Source organism: Amycolatopsis acidiphila (assembly GCF_021391495.1).
GTDB lineage: Bacteria > Actinomycetota > Actinomycetes > Mycobacteriales > Pseudonocardiaceae > Amycolatopsis_E > Amycolatopsis_E acidiphila.
This window is the reverse complement of the sequence record NZ_CP090063.1, coordinates 2,274,731-2,291,925: the sequence shown is the minus strand read 5'-3', so window position 1 is coordinate 2,291,925 and position 17,195 is coordinate 2,274,731. Positions and strand designations below refer to the sequence as shown.

Annotated in this window: 14 protein-coding genes and 1 pseudogene; 5 read left to right on the top strand and 10 right to left on the bottom strand. The window is 72.2% G+C overall.

The genetic code is table 11. The annotated features are described in order from the left end of the window. The first annotated feature begins 119 nt into the window (after nucleotides 1–119). The 4 genes from LWP59_RS11170 (at nucleotide 120) to LWP59_RS11155 (ending at nucleotide 3,945) form a co-directional block, all read left to right on the top strand. Nucleotides 120–992 carry a ParA family protein gene (locus LWP59_RS11170; protein WP_144643944.1) on the top strand — a complete coding sequence of 291 codons (873 nt, stop codon included), beginning with the start codon at nucleotides 120–122 and terminating at the stop codon, nucleotides 990–992. Then, nucleotides 979–1,782 carry a DNA-formamidopyrimidine glycosylase family protein gene (locus LWP59_RS11165; protein WP_144643942.1) on the top strand — a complete coding sequence of 268 codons (804 nt, stop codon included), beginning with the start codon at nucleotides 979–981 and terminating at the stop codon, nucleotides 1,780–1,782. The genes LWP59_RS11170 and LWP59_RS11165 overlap by 14 nt, the downstream gene beginning before the upstream one ends. A 558-nt stretch (nucleotides 1,783–2,340) precedes the next feature. Continuing rightward, complete coding sequence (locus LWP59_RS11160; protein WP_144643940.1) at nucleotides 2,341–2,898, top strand: GNAT family N-acetyltransferase; 558 nt, start codon at nucleotides 2,341–2,343, stop codon at nucleotides 2,896–2,898. A gap of 15 nt (nucleotides 2,899–2,913) precedes the next feature. Further along, nucleotides 2,914–3,945, top strand: a complete 1,032-nt coding sequence (locus LWP59_RS11155) for a quinone-dependent dihydroorotate dehydrogenase (RefSeq protein WP_144643938.1) — start codon at nucleotides 2,914–2,916, stop codon at nucleotides 3,943–3,945. Here the strand turns inward: LWP59_RS11155 and LWP59_RS11150 are convergent. The 9 genes and pseudogenes from LWP59_RS11150 to LWP59_RS11110 all read right to left on the bottom strand — a co-directional run bounded on the left by LWP59_RS11150 (nucleotide 3,917) and on the right by LWP59_RS11110 (nucleotide 13,948). Further along, nucleotides 3,917–5,215 carry an allophanate hydrolase-related protein gene (locus tag LWP59_RS11150; RefSeq protein ID WP_144643936.1) on the bottom strand — a complete coding sequence of 433 codons (1,299 nt, stop codon included), beginning with the start codon at nucleotides 5,213–5,215 and terminating at the stop codon, nucleotides 3,917–3,919. The two genes, LWP59_RS11155 and LWP59_RS11150, sit on opposite strands and share 29 nt — an antisense overlap. A gap of 93 nt (nucleotides 5,216–5,308) precedes the next feature. Beyond that, complete coding sequence (pspM, locus tag LWP59_RS11145; protein WP_144643934.1) at nucleotides 5,309–6,202, bottom strand: phage shock envelope stress response protein PspM; 894 nt, start codon at nucleotides 6,200–6,202, stop codon at nucleotides 5,309–5,311. A gap of 12 nt (nucleotides 6,203–6,214) precedes the next feature. After that, complete coding sequence (locus LWP59_RS11140) at nucleotides 6,215–7,057, bottom strand: PspA/IM30 family protein (RefSeq protein ID WP_144643932.1); 843 nt, start codon at nucleotides 7,055–7,057, stop codon at nucleotides 6,215–6,217. Between the two features lie 243 nt (nucleotides 7,058–7,300). Then, nucleotides 7,301–7,744 (bottom strand): helix-turn-helix domain-containing protein, encoded by a 444-nt coding sequence (locus LWP59_RS11135; RefSeq protein ID WP_186383544.1) that lies wholly within the window; start codon nucleotides 7,742–7,744, stop codon nucleotides 7,301–7,303. A gap of 95 nt (nucleotides 7,745–7,839) precedes the next feature. Further along, complete coding sequence (locus LWP59_RS11130) at nucleotides 7,840–8,304, bottom strand: CinA family protein (protein WP_229858320.1); 465 nt, start codon at nucleotides 8,302–8,304, stop codon at nucleotides 7,840–7,842. Next, nucleotides 8,301–8,936 (bottom strand): CDP-diacylglycerol--glycerol-3-phosphate 3-phosphatidyltransferase, encoded by a 636-nt coding sequence (pgsA, locus tag LWP59_RS11125; protein WP_144643926.1) that lies wholly within the window; start codon nucleotides 8,934–8,936, stop codon nucleotides 8,301–8,303. The genes LWP59_RS11130 and pgsA overlap by 4 nt, the downstream gene beginning before the upstream one ends. Continuing rightward, nucleotides 8,933–10,333, bottom strand: coding sequence for a 30S ribosomal protein S12 methylthiotransferase RimO (gene rimO, locus LWP59_RS11120; RefSeq protein ID WP_373299936.1), 1,401 nt, complete (start codon nucleotides 10,331–10,333; stop codon nucleotides 8,933–8,935). The genes pgsA and rimO overlap by 4 nt, the downstream gene beginning before the upstream one ends. A 300-nt stretch (nucleotides 10,334–10,633) precedes the next feature. Next, nucleotides 10,634–12,790, bottom strand: a pseudogene (locus tag LWP59_RS11115) (AAA family ATPase); the annotation flags it as partial. A gap of 588 nt (nucleotides 12,791–13,378) precedes the next feature. Then, complete coding sequence (locus tag LWP59_RS11110; protein ID WP_144643922.1) at nucleotides 13,379–13,948, bottom strand: hypothetical protein; 570 nt, start codon at nucleotides 13,946–13,948, stop codon at nucleotides 13,379–13,381. A 202-nt stretch (nucleotides 13,949–14,150) separates the two neighbouring features. Between LWP59_RS11110 and LWP59_RS11105 the strand changes: the two genes are divergently transcribed. Further along, entirely contained in the window at nucleotides 14,151–14,663 is a 513-nt protein-coding gene (locus tag LWP59_RS11105; protein WP_144643920.1) for an amino-acid N-acetyltransferase, read from the top strand. Here LWP59_RS11105 and LWP59_RS11100 read toward each other — a convergent pair. Continuing rightward, complete coding sequence (locus LWP59_RS11100; protein WP_144643918.1) at nucleotides 14,660–17,161, bottom strand: FtsK/SpoIIIE family DNA translocase; 2,502 nt, start codon at nucleotides 17,159–17,161, stop codon at nucleotides 14,660–14,662. The genes LWP59_RS11105 and LWP59_RS11100 overlap by 4 nt on opposite strands. Nucleotides 17,162–17,195: the final 34 nt, after the last annotated feature.

The following is a 17,195-nucleotide window of genomic DNA, read 5'->3' as shown; positions in this document are numbered from 1 at the left end:
CGTACTGCGCTGACAATCGCCGAGCCGACCGGCAGGCACGGCGGCCGGCCTGCTTTCGGCAGGCCTGGTAACAAGACAGCGGGCGCGGTGCGCGGGCGCGCCCGGCTACCCTCGGGGACGTGCACACGGTCGCCGTACTCAGCCTCAAGGGAGGCGTCGGCAAAACGACGGTCGCTCTGGGCATCGCCTCGGCCGCGATGCGCCGGGGTATCCACACGCTCGTCGCCGACCTCGACCCGCAGGGCAACGCCACGGCCTCCCTGGACCCGCCCTACACCGACGCCACCCTGGCGGACGTGCTGGAGACCCCGCAGCTGCCGGTGCTCGAACGTGCCATCGCGCGGAGCGTGTGGAGCGACGACATCGACGTCCTGGTGGGCGCCGAGGAGCTGGAGGCGCTCAACGAGCCCGGCCCCGACGAGCGGCGGCTGGCGAGCCTGTCGCGCGCCCTCGACGAGCTGGACCAGTCGCCACCGCGCGGCAAGCCCTACGACCTGGTGATCCTCGACTGCCCGCCGTCGCTGGGCAGGCTGACCAAGTCGGCACTGGTCGCCGCGGACAGCGCCATCCTGGTCACCGAGCCGACGATGTACGCCGTCGCGGGGGCGCAGCGCGCGCTGGAGGCGATCGAAAGCGTCCGTGACGAGCACAACCAGGACCTGCGGGCGGTCGGCGTGCTGGTGAACCGGCTCCGGCCGCGCTCGCACGAGCACCAGTTCCGCATCGCGGAGCTGCGCGAGTCCTTCGGCGCGCTGGTCATGCCCACCGCGATCCCGGACCGGCTGGCGATCCAGCAGGCGCAGGGGGCGTGCAGCCCGATCCACGAGTGGCACTCCCCCGGCGCCCAGGAGATCGCGCTGACGTTCAACATGGTGCTGGCCAAGATCCTGCGGTCCAACCGGGCCGGCCGCCACCGCATCGACGCCGAGCCGGAGACCGAGGCCGAGATCACGGGCCCGATCGAGCCGATCCGAACCGATGCCCGAGGGTGACACCGTCTTCCTGGCGGGCAAGAAGCTCGACCGCGCCCTCGCGGGGCGGACGCTGTCGCGTACCGACTTCCGGCATCCGGCGCTGGCCACGGCCGATCTGACGGGCCGGACCGTGCTGGGCGTGGGGACGGTCGGCAAGCACCTGTTCACGCGGTTCTCCGGCGAGCTGAGCCTGCACAGCCACCTCAAGATGGACGGCTCGTGGGAGGTCTACCGGGCAGGCGCGCGGTGGCGGCATCCCGCGCACCTGGTGCGGGTGATCCTCGCCGACGCCGAGGTGCAGGCGGTCGGGTTCCGGCTGCACGACCTCGAGCTGCTGCCGACGGACACCGAGTCGCGTCTCGTCGGGCACCTCGGACCCGACCTGCTCGATCCACAGTGGACGGACGAGCACGCGGAGCGGGCCGTCGCGGCGCTGCGCGCGGACCCGGCTCGCGAGCTCGGGCTCGCCCTGCTGGACCAGCGGGTGATGGCCGGGGTCGGCAACCTGTACAAGTGCGAGGTCTGCTTCCTGCTCGGCGTCACGCCGTGGGTTCCGGTGTCCGAAGTGGACGCCGGGAGGACGGTGGCGCTCGCACGCAAGCTGTTGCTGGCCAACGCGTGGCGGCACGAGCAGAGCACGACCGGGGACACCGCGCGGGGCCGGCGCAACTGGGTCTACGAGCGCACCAGGCAGGGCTGCTTCCGCTGCGGCGGCCGACTGGGGGTGGGCACCCAGGGGCACGACGTGCAGCAGCGGCCGACCTGGTACTGCCCCCGCTGCCAGCGCGGGCCCGCCCCCGGGAAGTGAAATAAACGATGTTGCGAGAGCGGCCCGGGCGGGCATAACTTGGCAGTACACGAGAAAGGAGGTGGTCCTCAGTTGAATATCGACAGGACTCGTGAGGTGGCTGTCCGCTAGCGGACGAAGCTGCGAAAGCTCGTGACGACCAGACAAACCGTCACGGTGTGCCGCGCCCCGTCGACGCCGTCGGCGTCCGGGCCGCGACAGGACAGTGGAGCCTGCCGGCGAATACCAGGCAGTCACCGGACCCCCGGCGCCCCGAGCAAGTCCGGCTCGGGCCGACAACGGCTGACGACGTTGTCGGAGACGCGCCGGGGGTTTCCCGTACCCGGCTGGCGAGGCCCAGGCGACGCCCCGCGGAACGGCGCCGCGACGATCGCGCCGACTGCCGGGACCAGGCGACGCCCGGCGGAGCGGTGCCCGCGAAGATTGCGCCGACTGCCGGAAATGCCCGCAGTCGATCAGGTGACGAGCACCCCCGGCTGCCACCGGTTTCCTAACTTTTGCATATTTCCTGCCGCATTCACCCAGGTGAGCGGCCCGCGGGCGGTTACGCTGCTCCGTGTGCTCCAGCCCACATACCCCATCAAGACGCCGCGGCTGATCCTGCGCCCCTTGACCCGGAACGACATCACGGCGTTCCACGCGCTCTACGCACACCCCGAAGTCGTCCGCTTCCTGTACTGGGAGCCCCACGGCCGCGCGCAGAGCCTCGAGCTGCTGACGAAGAAGGCGGAGCACACCAGCCTCACGCAGCCCGGCCAGACGCTGTCCATGGGGGTCGAGCTCGTCGACACCGGCGAGCTCATCGGCGAGCTGTCCCTGGGCTGGACGAGCGCCGAGCACGGCACCGGCGAACTCACCATCGTCCTGCACCCCCGCCACCACGGGAAGGGCTACGCGGCCGAGGCGGCCATCGAGATCCTGCGCCTGGGCTTCGACGAACTGAAGCTGCACCGCATCTTCGGCCGCTGTGACGCCCGCAACATCGCCTCCGCCTCGCTCATGGAGGGCCTCGGCATGCGCCGCGAGGCGCACCTGCGCGAGAACGAGCGCGTGAAGGGCCAATGGGTCGACGAGCTCGTCTACGCGATGCTGGACACGGAGTGGCAGAAGGGCTGAGCGAAGATGTAGGGCGTGCTGTTCGAGAAGCTGATCCGCCCCGCGCTCTACCGGCTCAACCGCGACGACCCCGAAACCGTGCACGAGCGGACGGTCCGCGCCCTGAGCCTGCTGCCCGCCCAGCCCCCGCTCCTGCGTGACTTCTACGCCGCCGACGACCCCGCCACCGTCTTCGGGCTGCGTTTTCCCAACCGCGTCGGGCTGGCCGCGGGCATGGACAAGGACGGGCGCGCGCTGCACGCCTGGCCTTCGCTGGGCTTCGGCTTCGTCGAGGTCGGCACCGTCACGCGGCTCGCGCAGCCGGGGAACCCGAAGCCGCGCCTGTTCACCCTCGCCGCCAACGACGCGGTCGTCAACCGCATGGGGTTCAACAACTCCGGCGCGGACGCGCTCGCCCGACGGCTCGCGGACGGCGGGAAACCGGCTGTTCCACTGGGAATCAGCATCGGCAAGTCCAAAGTGGTCCCACTGGACGACGCCGTCGACGACTACCGTCACTCGCTGCGCGCGCTGTACCCGTACGCGGACTACTTCGCCGTCAACGTCAGCTCCCCCAACACCCCCGGATTGCGGGAGCTGCAGGACAAAAATGCGCTCGCGGAGCTGCTGGGCGAACTCCAGCGCACGTCGGCCGAGCTCGCCGTGACTCCGACGCCGTTGCTCGTGAAGGTCGCGCCCGACCTGACCGACACCGCGCTCGCCGAGCTGCTGGAGGTGTGCGACGCGCACGGCGTGGCCGGGGTGATCGCGACCAACACGACGCTGTCCCGCGACGGACTCACCGGCCCGGAAGCCGCGCTGGGCAAGGAAACCGGCGGGCTCTCCGGCCGTCCGCTGGCCGCGCGCGCCCGCGAGGTGGTGCGGTTCGTCCACGAGCACACCGAAGGCAGGTTGCCGATCATCGGCGTCGGCGGGGTCCTCAGTGGCGCGGACGCGCGAGCGCTGCTGGACGCGGGCGCCAGCCTCGTCCAGGTCTACACCGGGTTCGCGTTGCGGGGGCCCGGGCTGATCCGGGAGATCAACAGGACATTGGCCGGGTGGCGGTGAGGTGTCGCAGGTATGCCCGCCAGTCATCGAACCTGGTGATGTCCCGGGCGTGCGCGCCCGCCGGCACGCCACAGTGGAAGGACATCGCGGTGCTGCCGTCCGCCAGCTCGATCTCGCCCGGTCTCATCGGCTGAGGCAGCCCGTCGAGGAACGAGCCCAGCCCCGCAGGTGAGATCGTCCACCGTTCGCCCGCGAGCGGGGCGCCCCCGGCGACCGGGAGGATGCCGGGCTGCGGCGGGCTGGTGGGCAGCGCGACCATCCGGTAGGAACCGGCGGTCTCCACCTCGCCGAGAAACCGCGCGCCGAGGTCGGTCAGCTGCGTGTTGAGCGGCTGGCCCCGTAGGTGCGCACCGAACACGACGAGGTCGATTCCGGTGTCCGGATAAGGGTTCCGGATCTGCTCGGCATGCAGGTACGCGGCGATGTCGAGCGCGATCTGGTCCTCGAACAGCCGCGCGACGACGCTGACACCGGGCACCGTGACCACCGGGAACCCGAGCAGCTCGCCGTGCTCGGGGGCCAACGGCAGCAACAGCGCGTCGTACTTCGCGGTGTGGTCGAGAAACCCTGTGCTGCCAACGGTTTCGACGGTGGCACCGGCGGCGAGCAGATCCTCGACGGCCGTACGGAAAGCGCCGGACGCGGCCTCGACGGGAATGGCCAGCCTTGGCCGTTCTCCCGCCGAAAGCCGCACCGACGACGGCCACGCCCGGCTGGACGGATCGGCGGGGTCGGGCCCGGTCATCGCGGCCAGAACGCGCTGGCCGTCGGCGACGGTGCGGGCGAAGACGCCGACGCGGTCCGGCACGCCGGTCACGGGGACGAGGCCGGGTGTCGGGGCGAGCCCGACGACGCCGTCGCACGCCGCCATCCCGGTTCCGATCGTGACGTCGACCAGACCGAGCGCGACCACGGCGGCGCCGGACCGGTCCAGGACTATCTTGCCGAGTACGACGGCACCGGCCTCGGTCAGGCGGCGGACCGCGGTAGCGCTCGTGTCCGGGCGGCCGCTCGTCGGCAGGCCGGCGACGTCGAGGGGGTCGGCGACCGCGGCGAGCAGGCCCGCGAGCGGCAGCGGCTCGCCGGCGCGCACGCGCTCGTCCACGGCTTTCGCGTCGACGAGGACGTCTTCACAGGGGCGGAGGATGGTCCACAGTTCGGGTCGGCCGGCCTCGGCGATACGGTCGTACGCGGCGAGGACCTGGCGGTGAGCACTGAGCGGCGCCGGGGGTAGTGGCGCCGGTTCTGGGGGCAGCGGCAGCGTCTCCATCCATCCGACGGTAAGCAGCGGATATTCCGGACAACAGCCGTCTCGCGTTACGCACAGGTATCGAACCGCTTCACCCTGTGGGAGCAGCCCGCGTCAGGAAAGCTCCCGCAGGGCGATCGCGAGACCGGCGAGCCGGTCGGTCGCGTCGGTGAGCGCGTCCTTCGACGGCTGCAGGCCGCTGCCGCCGGCGGCGACCGCGTGCCCCGCCGCCGCGATCAGCGCGCCGTAGCTGTCCAGGCCGTCGTCCAGCTGTTCGCGCAGGGTGCGGATCGCGGCCTCGAGGGCCTTGCGCTCCCCTGCGGGGGCGGAGTTGCGTGCCCGCTCGATCGCCTGAACACGGCCGGCCAGGGCCCGCAGCGCCGACGCGGCCTCCGCGGCCGTCGCTCGCGCGTCCTCGACCGAGATGTCCGGCACGACCGACTCCGACAGCTGCCGCAACAGCTCGGCCAGCGACGCCTCGCATTCGGCCAGCCGCTCCATGGGCCTGCGGGCCGCGGAGTTCGGCCCCGGCAGCGGCGGCGGCGTGCTGCTCGCCGGCAGTTCGGTCCGGTTCAGCTGCCGTAGTCGCAGACCCGACCGCACGCCCAGCGCGCCGAACACGACGGCCCCGGCGATCCCGCCGGCGGCTTCGCCCAGCCCACCGGCGCCCACCAGCCCGAAGCCCGTGAACACGGCGTACAGCACGCACAGCAGCGTCAACACGATCCACAACGTCAGCGTCCGCGACGCCCGCCGCTTGCGGCGCTCAAGCTTCGCCTCCGGCGCGTTCCACCGGGCCCATCGCGAACGGGCCTCGGCGAACACCGGCACGTCGGTGATCGTCACCGCCCGGGGCGGCGCCGGGCGGCGCAACGGGTTCTGCTCACCTTCCGGCGGGAAGTACCGCTGCAGCTTCTCCTGCGCGCGCTGCGCGTAGTCGGGCAGGCGTTCCAGGTGCTTTTCCAGCTTCGCGCCGAACTCGCCGAAGTCCCGCCTGCCCGACCCCATGCCGTGTCCCGGTCAGGCCTGGTTCTTCTGCTGCTCGGCCTGCACCCGCGCCTGGATCTCGCGCTGGATGTCCGCGGTCGGCGCCGTCGACGACTTCGACGGCTCCGCGCCGTCGGTCACCTGCGCGACCGGCTTGCCCTCCATCGACGCGCGGATCTGCTCCAGCCGGGAATGCCCGGCCAGCTCCGTGGTCGCCGACTGGACCTCCAGCATCCGGCCCTGGACCGAGTTCTGCGCCAGCTCCGCCGAGCCCAGCGCCGTGGTGTAGCGCTTCTCGATCTTCTCGCGGACCTCTTCGAGCGACGGCGTGTTGCCCGGCGCGGCCAGCTCCGACATCTGGTTGAGCGAGGCCGACACCTTCTCCTGCATCTTGGCCTGCTCCAGCTGCGAGAGCAGCTTCGTGCGCTCGGCCAGCTTCTGCTGCAGCATCGTGGCGTTGCGCTCGACGGCCTGCTTGGCCTGCGCGGCCGCCTGCAGCGACTGGTCGTGCAGCGTCTTGAGGTCCTCGATGCTCTGCTCGGCGGTGACCAGCTGCGTCGCGAACGCTTCGGCGGCGTTCTCGTACTGGGTCGCCTTCTGCTCGTCGCCCTTCGAGCGGGCCTCGTCGGCGAGCACCAGCGCCTGGCGGGCCGAGGCCTGCAGCTTCTCGACCTCGCCCAGCTGCCGGTTGAGCTTCATCTCCAGCTGCCGCTGGTTACCGATCACCGCCGCGGCCTGCTGGGACAGCGCCTGGTGGTTGCGCTGTGCGTCCTCGATGGCCTGCTGGATCTGCACCTTCGGGTCGGCGTGCTCGTCGATCTTCGACGAGAACGCCGCCATCAGGTACTTCCAGGCCTTGATGAACGGGTTGGCCATCTGCTCCGCCTGCCTTCTTGCGTCCCACTGTCCAAGTTGTCCGGCCGATGGGGCGCTGCTCTCCCCTTGATCCAGCAACGTCCCAGCCTCGGCGTGGGTTCCATCGTGTCAGGTCAGCGCCCGGTCTTCCAGGCGACCCCGGGGGATTTCAGGGACTACCCCGATCCGCGCCCCCGGAATGACCGCGAGGCCACCTCCCGGACAGCGACGTCCGGAAAGTGGCCTCTGCGAAGAACCGGGTCCCTACGCCGCGACCATCTTCGGCGCGTGGATCGTCGTGCGCAGGGCCGGGCCCATGCGCTGAGGGGAGACCCGCAGGTCGGCGAGGTCATTGCCGATCACGCCCTCGACCATCCGGCCGCCTTCGAGCTCGCCCGCGGCCGCACGGCGCTCGGCCTCGGCACGGCCCTTCGGGCCCTCGCCCTCGGCCATCGTGGCCACGTCGACTGTGTCGAGCGCGGAGACGTCGGCGGCCACGTTGTGCAGCAACTCACCGAGCGGGAGCTCCAACGCCTGGCAGATGGAGGCCAGCAGCTCGCTCGACGCCTCTTTCTGTCCCCGCTCCACCTCCGACAGGTAGCCGAGGCTCACCTTGGCGGCGCGGGAGATGTCGCGCAGTGTGCGACGCTGGTTGGTGCGGGCATGACGGAGCCGATCACCGATCGCCTCACGCAACAGCACGGTCATCACGCGCCTCCCTTCCTGGTACCGACCACGTTACCCAGACCGGGCCCTCCGCCGCAGCGGTTGACACGGCCGTACGCCAAGGGCGAACGTCTGGCTCAGGCCAGATGTTCCCCCAACAGGAGCAACGCGGCACGGACCGACTCGGTTCGAACCGATCTCCGGTCTCCCTCGAACCAGTGCGTGCGCACGTCGCGCACACCCGCTCCGGCGAGCCCGATGTGCACCGTGCCCGGCACCACCCCGTCCTGCGGGTCGGGCCCGGCCACCCCCGTCAGCCCCAGCCCCCAGTCGGCGCCGCAGCACTCCCGCGCGCCTTCGGCGAGCTGCGCCGCGACCTCGGGGTGGACGGCGCCGTGCTCGGCCAGCAACGCCCGGTCGACCCCGGCCAGCCTGGCCTTGAGCTCGGTGGCGTAGACCACGAGCCCGCCCCGGACGACCGCGCTGGCCCCCGGGACCTCGGTCAGCGTCACGCAGACCAGGCCCGCGGTGAGGGACTCGGCGGTGGCGACGGTCTGGCCCCGTTCGGTCAGGCGGGCGACGAGCCGGCGGGCGAGGGTCACGGCGCGACGGGCCGGGTGCCCGACGTGCGCAGCCGCAGCGCGCGCAGCACGTAGTCGACCCCGGTGACGACGGTGAGCACGAGCGCGATGCCCAGCAACACCCAGCATACCGGCGTCGCGCCGGCCGGGAGCGGGAGCAGGAACGCCACGATCGCCGCGATCTGGGTGAGCGTCTTGGCCTTGCCGCCGCGGCTGGCGGGGATGACGCCGTAGCGGATGACCCAGAAGCGCAACAGGGTCACGCCGATCTCGCGGACCGCGATCACGATCGTCACCCACCACGGCAGCTCGCCGAGCACGCTCAGGCCCACCAGCGCGGCGCCGATCAGGGCCTTGTCCGCAATGGGGTCGGCGATCTTGCCGAAGTCGGTGATCAGGCCGTAGCGGCGCGCCACCCAGCCGTCGACCTGGTCGGTCAGCGACGCGATGGCGAACAGTGCCGTGGCCACCGCACGCCACCAGGTGTCCGTGCCGTCGTCGGCGAACAGCGCCACGATGAACACCGGCACCAGGACCAGGCGCGAAAGGGTCAGGAAGTTCGCGACGTTGATGTTCGAGACCGGGGTCCGCGGCGGCACCTGCGCGGGCGGGGTCTCCCCGGCCTGCGCGGATTCGTCGGGCACGGCACTCATCCGTCCGTGTCCGGGCGGACGAGCAGGTCGACGCCCTCGCTGCCGACCACGCGGCAGCGGACGAACTCGCCCACCGCGACGGCACCGCCGTCGAGCACGATGCACGCCCCGTCGACCTCGGGCGCCTGGTGCGCGGCGCGCCCGACCACCTCGTCCCCGGTCTCCTCGATCAGCACGTCGACGAGCTCGCCGACCCGGTCCTCCGCGCGTTGCGTGGTCAGCTCCTCGACCAGCGCCGAGATCTTGGTGACCCGCTCGGCGACCAGCTCGGGGTCGACCTTCCCCGCGAACGTCTCAGCCTCGGTGCCGTCCTCGTCGGAGTAGCCGAACACCCCGACGGCGTCGAGCCGCGCGTTCGTCAGGAAGCGCTCCAGCTCGGCGACGTCCTCCTCGGTCTCGCCGGGGAAGCCGACGATGACGTTGGTGCGGATGCCCGCGGCCGGCGACAGCTCGCGGATCTGGTCGATCAGCGCCAGGAACGAGTCGGTGGAGCCGAACCGGCGCATCCGCCGCAGCACGGTCTCGCTCGAGTGCTGGAACGACAGGTCGAAGTAGTCGGCGACCCCGGGCGTGGTCGCGATCGCGCGCACCAGGTCCGGCCGGGTCTCGGCGGGCTGCAGGTAGGACACCCGCACCCGCTCGATGCCCTCGATCGACGCGAGCCGCGGCAGCAGCCGCTCCAGAGCGCGCGTGCCGCCGTCCTCGCGGCTGAGGTCCTTGCCGTAGGAGGTCGAGTTCTCGCTGACCAGGAACAGCTCCTTGACGCCCTCGCCGGCGAGCCAGACCGCCTCCGCGACGATCTCCTCCGGACGGCGCGAGACGAACGAGCCGCGGAACGAGGGGATCGCGCAGAACGAGCAGCGCCGGTCACAGCCGGAGGCGATCTTCAGCGCCGCGACCGGGCCCTGGCCGAGCCGGGCGCGCGGGATCCAGCCGTGGCCGGGAACGCTGATGTCGGTGGCGGCGGTGGGCCGTTCGACCGGGCTGATCGGCAGCAGCTTGCGGCGGTCGCCCGGCACGTGCGACTCGATCCGGTGCCCGTCGACGATCGCACCGAGCCGCTCGGCGAGGTCCGGGTAGTGGTCGAAGCCCAGCACCGCGTCGGCCTCGGGCAGGCTGTCGGCGAGCTCGGCCCCGTAGCGCTCGGCCATGCAGCCGACCGCGACGACCTTCGCGCCGGTGTCGGCGGCGGCCAGCAGTGTGTCCACCGAATCCTTCTTGGCGGACTCGACGAAGCCGCAGGTGTTGACGACCACGACGTCGGAGTCCTCGGGGTCTTCGCTCAGCTCCCAGCCCCCGGCCGCGAGGCGGCCTGCCAGCTCCTCGGAGTCGACCTCGTTACGGGCGCACCCCAGGGTCAGCAGGGAGACGCGGCGGGGTTCGGTGGCGGAAGACACGACACTCAGGGTAGCTGGCGCGGCAGATCGGCCACCGTCAGCAGGGTCAGCTCCTCGTCGGCGAGGCCGTCGAGGTCGGCCTCCGGTCCGGCCAGCCGCAGCGCCTGCGCGCCGATCGCCTGCTCCAGCAGGCCACGCGCGGACCGGCCGTTCGCGAACCCGTTCCCCCGGCCGAGCCCGGCCAGCACCTCCGGCAGCCCGGCCGCGAGGTCCGGCGCGAGCCGGTAGCCCTGCTTCGCCGCCAGCGTGGCGAAGATCGCGGCCAGCTCCTCGTCGGTGTAGTCCCGGGAACTCCACCGTGCCGCCGAAACGTGAGCGCAGACCTGCGTTGCTGTCGAGGAAGCGGTCCATCTCGCCCGGATAGCCGGCCGCGATCACGATCAGGTCGTCGCGGTGGTTTTCCATCTGTACCAACAGTTCCGCGACGGCTTCGTGGCCGAAGTCGTCCTGCGCCAGCTGGTAGGCCTCGTCGATGAACAGCAGCCCGCCGACCGCCCGCGCGCACACCTCCCGCGTCTTCGGCGCGGTCTGCCCGAGGTACTCGGCGACGAGGTCCGAGCGCGTCGCCTCGACGAGCTGCCCGGACGGGAGCACGCCCAGCTCGCGGTAGAGCTGGCCCATCAGCCGCGCCACCGTCGTCTTCGCCGTGCCGGGGTTGCCGGTGAACACGAGGTGCCTGCTGCGCGCGGCGACCGGCAGCCCCGCCTGGCGCCGCCGGGCGTCGAGCCGGGTCTCCGCGACCAGGGTGCGCAGCCGCTGCTTGACCGGCTCCAGCCCGATCATCCCGTCGAGCTCGGTCATCAGGTCTTCGAGGCCGCGGCGCGGACCCGCCGCGTCGGCTTGACCGACACCCGCCTCGGCCGGCAGATCGGCGGCGGTGAGCAGGACGAGCGCCGCCGGGTCCGCCTGGGATTCGCGCGCCAGGCGGCTGGACTGCCTGCCGATCGTGGCCTCCAGCAGAGCACGCGCGGACCGGCCGTTCGCGAAGCCGCGGCCGCGCGGGATCCGGCGGACCGCCTCGGGCAGGGCGGCGGCGAAGTCGGGCGCGAACCGGTACCCCTGCGTCTGCGCCATCGCGCGGAAGATCGCGGCCAGCTCGTCGTTGTCGTAGTCCGGGAACTGGACGCCGGCGGCGAAGCGGGAACGCAGGCCGGGGTTGGACTCGAGGAACTCGTCCATCTCGCCGGGGTACCCGGCCACGATGACCACCAGATCTTCGCGGTGGTTTTCCATCTGTACCAACAGTTCCGTGACGGCTTCACGGCCGAAGTCGTCGTCGGCGTCCGGCACCAGGTTGTACGCCTCGTCGATGAACAGCAGCCCGCCGATGGCACGCTCGCAGACGTCCCGGGTCTTCGGCGCCGTCTGACCCGTGTACTCGGCGACCAGGTCCGACCGGGACGCCTCGACCAGCTGCCCCGACGGGAGCACGCCCAGCTCGCGGAAGAGCTGGCCCATCAGCCGCGCCACCGTCGTCTTCGCGGTGCCGGGGTTGCCGGTGAAGACCAGGTGCCTGCTGCGCGGTGCGACCTGGAGCCCGGCCTGACGGCGCTGCGCGTCCACGCGGGCTTCGTCCACGAGCCCGTGCACGCGCTGCTTGACCGGGGCGAGCCCGATCATCGCGTCCAGCTCCGCCAGCAGGTCGCCGAGGCCACGCCGCGGCCCGCCGTCGTCCGCCTGCCCCACACCCGCGTCGGTGGGCAGGTCCGCCGCGACCAGCAGGGCCAGTGCGCGCGGGTCGGGCTGTGCCTGCGCGGCGATGCGGGTGGACTGGCGGCTGATCGCCGTCTCCAGCAGTCCGCGCGCGGACCGGCCGTTCGCGAAACCGCGGCCGCGCGGGATCCGGCGGACCGCCTCGGGCAGGGCGGCGGCGAAGTCCGGGGCGAGCTCATAGCCCTGCTGCCGGGCCATCAACTCGAAGATCCGGCCCAGCTCCTCGTTGGTGTAGTCCGGGAAGTCGATCCGGCCGGCGAACCGGGAGCGCAGGCCGGGGTTGGACTCCAGGAACCCGTCGATCTCCCTGGGGTAGCCCGCGGCGAAGACCACCAGGTCGTCCCGGTGGTTCTCCATCTGTACCAACAGTTCCGTGACGGCTTCGCGACCGAAGTCGTCGTCGGCGTCCTGCACCAGGTTGTACGCCTCGTCGATGAACAGCACCCCGCCCATCGCCCGCTCGCACACCTCCCGCGTCTTCGGCGCCGTCTGGCCCTCGTACTCGGCGACCAGGTCCGCGCGACCGACCTCGACCAGATGTCCCTTGGGCAGCACGCCGAGCGCCCGGTAGATCCGCGCGACCAGGCGCGCGACCGTGGTCTTGGCCGTGCCGGGGTTGCCGGTGAGGACGAGGTGGCGGCTGCGGGTGGCGACCTTGAGCCCGGCGGCCCGGCGCTGCGCGTCGACGTCCAGCTCCGCGACCAGCGCCCGCACCCGCTGCTTGACCGCGTCCAGCCCGATCATCGCGTCCAGCCCGGCCAGCAGCCGCTCCACCGGCGGCCCGTCGTCCGCGGGCCGGGCGGGCCCGACGTCGGCGACGTCGATCTGCGGCCGGTCGCCCAGCAGCGCGCCACGGCCGATGGCGCGCTGCGCGGCGGCACCGACGATCGCCTCTATTTCCCGGGCATCGGGCGCGCGCAGCTGCCGGACGACGCCGGCCAACGCCTCCCGGGCGGGCGGGGACACGATGGCGTTGCGTTCGGCCAGCAGGACGTCGAGCAGCATGGCGGCGGTGGCGGGCCGGGCGAAGTCCGGTGTCCGGTAGGTGATCAGCCGGGACGCCAGCCGCGGCGACTCGGCGGTCAGCGTGGCCAGTACCGCCGGGGTGCCGGCGAGGGTGACCAGGCGGCAGCTCGTCTGGTCGTGCGCCAGCCGGTCGAGCACCCGCGCCACCCCGGCCGCGTTCTCCGCGAGCAGCACGTCCACGTCGTCGATCAGCACCATCAGCGGGTCGGTGTCGCCCTCGGCGGCCTCGATCGCGGTCTGCAGGGCGAGGTCCACGGGCTTGCCCGACTGCTCCGCGAGCTGCCTCAGTTCCGGGCCGCTCCACATCTAGTAGCCGGCGAACGAGACCTCGCGGGCGACGAGCTCGTCGCGGACCGCGCGCCAGAGCCGCCGGTGCCCGCTGCGCAGCGGACCGGTCGAGAGCAGGATCGGGTTCGGCTCGGGCACGACGACCGGGCCCGGCTGCCGCGGCGCGGCCTCGTTCCGCTCCTGCAGGACCCGGCGGGCCCGGTTCGCCCGCGCGATCAGTCGCAGGGCGTCGGAGTTCATCGCCGAGGCGACCTCGTCGAGCAGCCCGGGCTTCGCGCTCGTTTCGGGGCGCTCCGGCTCGTCCGCGTGGCGTGTGCCGTCCGCCCACTGCACGACGCGCACGACCTTCTCGACGTAGGCGACGGCGGACTCCGGACCCGCGACGAACGCCGAACCGTTCGGCAGCTTTTCGGCCGTCGGCCCGGGCGACGGGGCCGCTGGCGCGGGCGGGTTCATCGGTGCGGGAGCGGCGGGCGGCGGCGGGATGAACCGCGCGGTCGCACGCCAGCGGGGGTCCGGTGGCGGCGGGCCGAACTGCCACGGCCCTGGCGGCGCCACTGCCACGGCCGCCCCGGCACGAGCAGCCACCCGACCCCGTCCGGGGTGGCCAGTATCGTCGTCCGCCCCCTCGACGCCTGCCGTTCGGCCTCGACGAACGGATCCCACCCCGCGCCGGTCAAGCTCGCCCCCCGTGGTTCGTCCGCGGCTACCCGACGCAGCATACGAGCGGGCCCCGGACGTGGTGGAACCCACCGCGACAACCCGGCCACAGCCCGGATACGGTCGATCGGTGCAGCAAGATCCCGCCACCCGGGTCGGCATCCGCCGGGCCCGGATCGCCGACGTCCGCAAGATCAAGGCCCTCGTGGACGCCGACGCCGGGCGGGTGCTGCTGGAGAAGGAGCTCGTCACCCTCTACGAGCACGTGCAGGAGTTCTGGGTCGGCGAGGCCGGCGGCGAGATCGTCGGCTGCGGCGCGCTGCACGTGCTGTGGGAGGACCTGGCCGAGATCCGCACGGTGGCGGTGGACAAGGCCGCGCGCGGGCAGGGCATCGGGCACCGGCTGGTGGGCCGGCTCGTCGACCACGCCGTGGAGCTGGGGCTGCGGCGGATCTTCGTGCTCACCTTCGAGACCCGGTTCTTCGCCCAGCACGGCTTCCGCGAGATCGACGGAACCCCGGTCCCGCAACAGGTCTACGACGAGATGCGCCGCTCGGTCGACCCGGGCGTCGCGGAGTTTCTGGAACTGCCGTACGCCAAGCCGAACACCCTCGGCAACACCCGGATGCTGCTGGAGCTCTAGTCCTCGTCCGCCGTGCCGGGGCCGCCGCCGCGGATCATGAACAGCACGCCCTCCAGCTCGTCCGGCTTCACCAGCACGTCGCGGGCCTTCGACCCCTCCGACGGGCCGACCACGCCGCGGCTCTCCAGCAGGTCCATCAGCCGTCCCGCCTTGGCGAAGCCGACCCGCAGCTTGCGCTGCAGCATCGAGGTCGAGCCGAACTGCGAGGTGACCACCAGCTCGGCCGCCTGCAGCAGCACGTCGAGGTCGTCGCCGATCTCCGGGTCGATCTCCTTGGCCTCGCCGGCCTTGGCCGCGGTGACGCCGTCGGTGTAGTCCGGCTGCGCCTGGTCCTTGGCGAAGTTGACGACCGCGGCGATCTCCTCGTCGCCGACGAACGCGCCCTGCACGCGGACCGGCTTGCCCGCGCCCATCGGCAGGTAGAGCGCGTCGCCCATGCCGATCAGCTTCTCCGCGCCCGGCTGGTCGAGGATGACCCGCGAGTCGGTCAGCGACGAGGTCGCGAACGCCAGCCGGGACGGCACGTTCGTCTTGATCAGGCCGGTGACCACGTCCACCGACGGCCGCTGCGTCGCAAGCACCAGGTGGATACCCGCCGCGCGCGCCTTCTGCGTGATGCGGACGATCGCGTCCTCGACGTCGCGCGGCGCGGTCATCATCAGGTCGGCCAGCTCGTCGACGATCGCCATGATGTACGGGTAGGGCCGGTACTCCCGCTCGCTGCCCGGCGGCGGCTGGATCTCCCCGGATCTCACCTTGGTGTTGAAGTCGTCGATGTGGCGCACCCGGTTGGCCTGCATGTCCTGGTAGCGCTGCTCCATCTCCTCCACCAGCCAGGCCAGCGCGGCGGCGGCCTTCTTCGGCTGGGTGATGATGGGCGTGATCAGGTGCGGAATGCCCTCGTACGGGGTCAGCTCGACCATCTTCGGGTCGATCAGGATCATCCGGCACTCGTCGGGTGTCGCCCGCGCCAGCAGCGACACGAGCATGGAGTTGACGAAGCTCGACTTGCCGGATCCGGTGGACCCGGCGACCAGCAGGTGCGGCATCTTCGTCAGGTTCGCGGTGACGAAGTGGCCTTCGATGTCCTTGCCCAGCCCGATGACCATCGGGTGGTTGTCCTTGGCCGCCTTCGGCGAGCGCAGCACGTCGCCGAGGCGGACCATCTCGCGGTCGGAGTTGGGCACCTCGATGCCGACCGCGGACTTGCCGGGGATCGGCGCGAGCAGCCGCACGTTGTCGGTCGCGACCGCGTAGGCGATGTTCTTGGTCAGCGCGGTGATCTTCTCGACCTTCACGCCGGGGCCCAGCTCGACCTCGTACCGGGTGACGGTCGGGCCGCGGGTGAAGCCGGTGACCTGCGCGTCGACGTTGAACTGCTCCAGCACGCCGGTGATCGCCTCGATCATGGCGTCGTTGGCCTTGCTGCGCGTCTTCGGTGCGTCGCCGAGCTGCAGCAGGTCCGGCGAGGGGAGCTTGTAGTCGCCCTCGACCGTCCGGGTGACCGACAGCGCAGGCTCGGGTGCTTTCTTCGGCTTCTTCTCGGGGATGTCGGCGGGCTTGACCTTCGGCGGCCGGTTCGGGGTCGGCGGTTCGGCGAGCGCGGCCTCGATGTCGAGCTGCTCGCCGGCGTTGTCGCCGCTGCCCTGGCGTCGCCGCGACGGCTTGCGCAGGCGGACGGCCTTCGGGTCGGCCTCGGTGACCGCCTTCTGCTCTTCCTCGAACGCCCGCTGCTCCTCCTCGAACGCCCGCTGCTCCTCCTCCATGCGCTCGCGTTCTTCGGGGTCGAGGCCCCAGCCGCGCAGCGCCTGCGGGATGTCGCGCACGCGGGTGCCGGTGAAGACGAGCACGCCGTAGCCGAGGGCGAGGATCAGCACCGGCGCCGCGACCCACGGGGTCACGCCTTGGGCCAGCAGGCCGCCGGAGAGCGCGCCGAGCTGGCCGCCGGCGTACATCCGGTCGTCGTTGCTCGCGGGCCGGCTGCTGAACAGGTGCAGCAGTCCCAGCAGGGCGAACGTGACCAGCACGGTGCCGATGACCATCCGGGGCCGGGTCTCGGGGCGCGGTTCGGAGCGCATCAGCGCGATCGCGGTGACGAACAGCACCAGCGGCAGGGTGACCGAGGCGGCGCCGAACACCGTGCGCGCCGCCAGCTCCAGGTACCCGCCGACGGGACCGCCCGCGCGCCACCACACCGCGGCGGCGAGGATCAGGCCGAGCGCGATGAGGCCGAGGCCGAGCCCGTCGCGACGGTGCTCCGGCTCCAGCTCACGGCTGCGCCCGACGGTCCTGGCCATGCTCCCGGCGCCTCGGGCCAGCAACGTCCAGCCACCGCGGACCGCCTTGGCGAACGTGCCGCCCGACGAGCGGCGGGCCGGGGGCCTGCGCGCCGACGACCGCGCACGCGGCTTGCTCCCCGCGCGCGGCTTGCGCGCCGGGCTCTTGCCGCCGCTGCGTTTCGTCGTCGTGCTTCTCCTCGTGGTCGCCCCGCCTGCCATGCCTTCTACGGTAACGGCAGTAGCGCAGTAGTCC

Coding starts and splice junctions, on each gene's coding strand:
- LWP59_RS11165 (WP_144643942.1), top strand. CDS start 979: ATGCCCGAGGGTGACACCGTCTTCCTGGCGGGCAAGAAGCTCGACCGC.
- LWP59_RS11150 (WP_144643936.1), bottom strand. CDS start 5,215: ATGGAGACGCTGCCGCTGCCCCCAGAACCGGCGCCACTACCCCCGGCG.
- pspM (WP_144643934.1), bottom strand. CDS start 6,202: ATGGGGTCGGGCAGGCGGGACTTCGGCGAGTTCGGCGCGAAGCTGGAA.
- LWP59_RS11140 (WP_144643932.1), bottom strand. CDS start 7,057: ATGGCCAACCCGTTCATCAAGGCCTGGAAGTACCTGATGGCGGCGTTC.
- LWP59_RS11135 (WP_186383544.1), bottom strand. CDS start 7,744: ATGACCGTGCTGTTGCGTGAGGCGATCGGTGATCGGCTCCGTCATGCC.
- pgsA (WP_144643926.1), bottom strand. CDS start 8,936: ATGAGTGCCGTGCCCGACGAATCCGCGCAGGCCGGGGAGACCCCGCCC.
- LWP59_RS11100 (WP_144643918.1), bottom strand. CDS start 17,161: ATGGCAGGCGGGGCGACCACGAGGAGAAGCACGACGACGAAACGCAGC.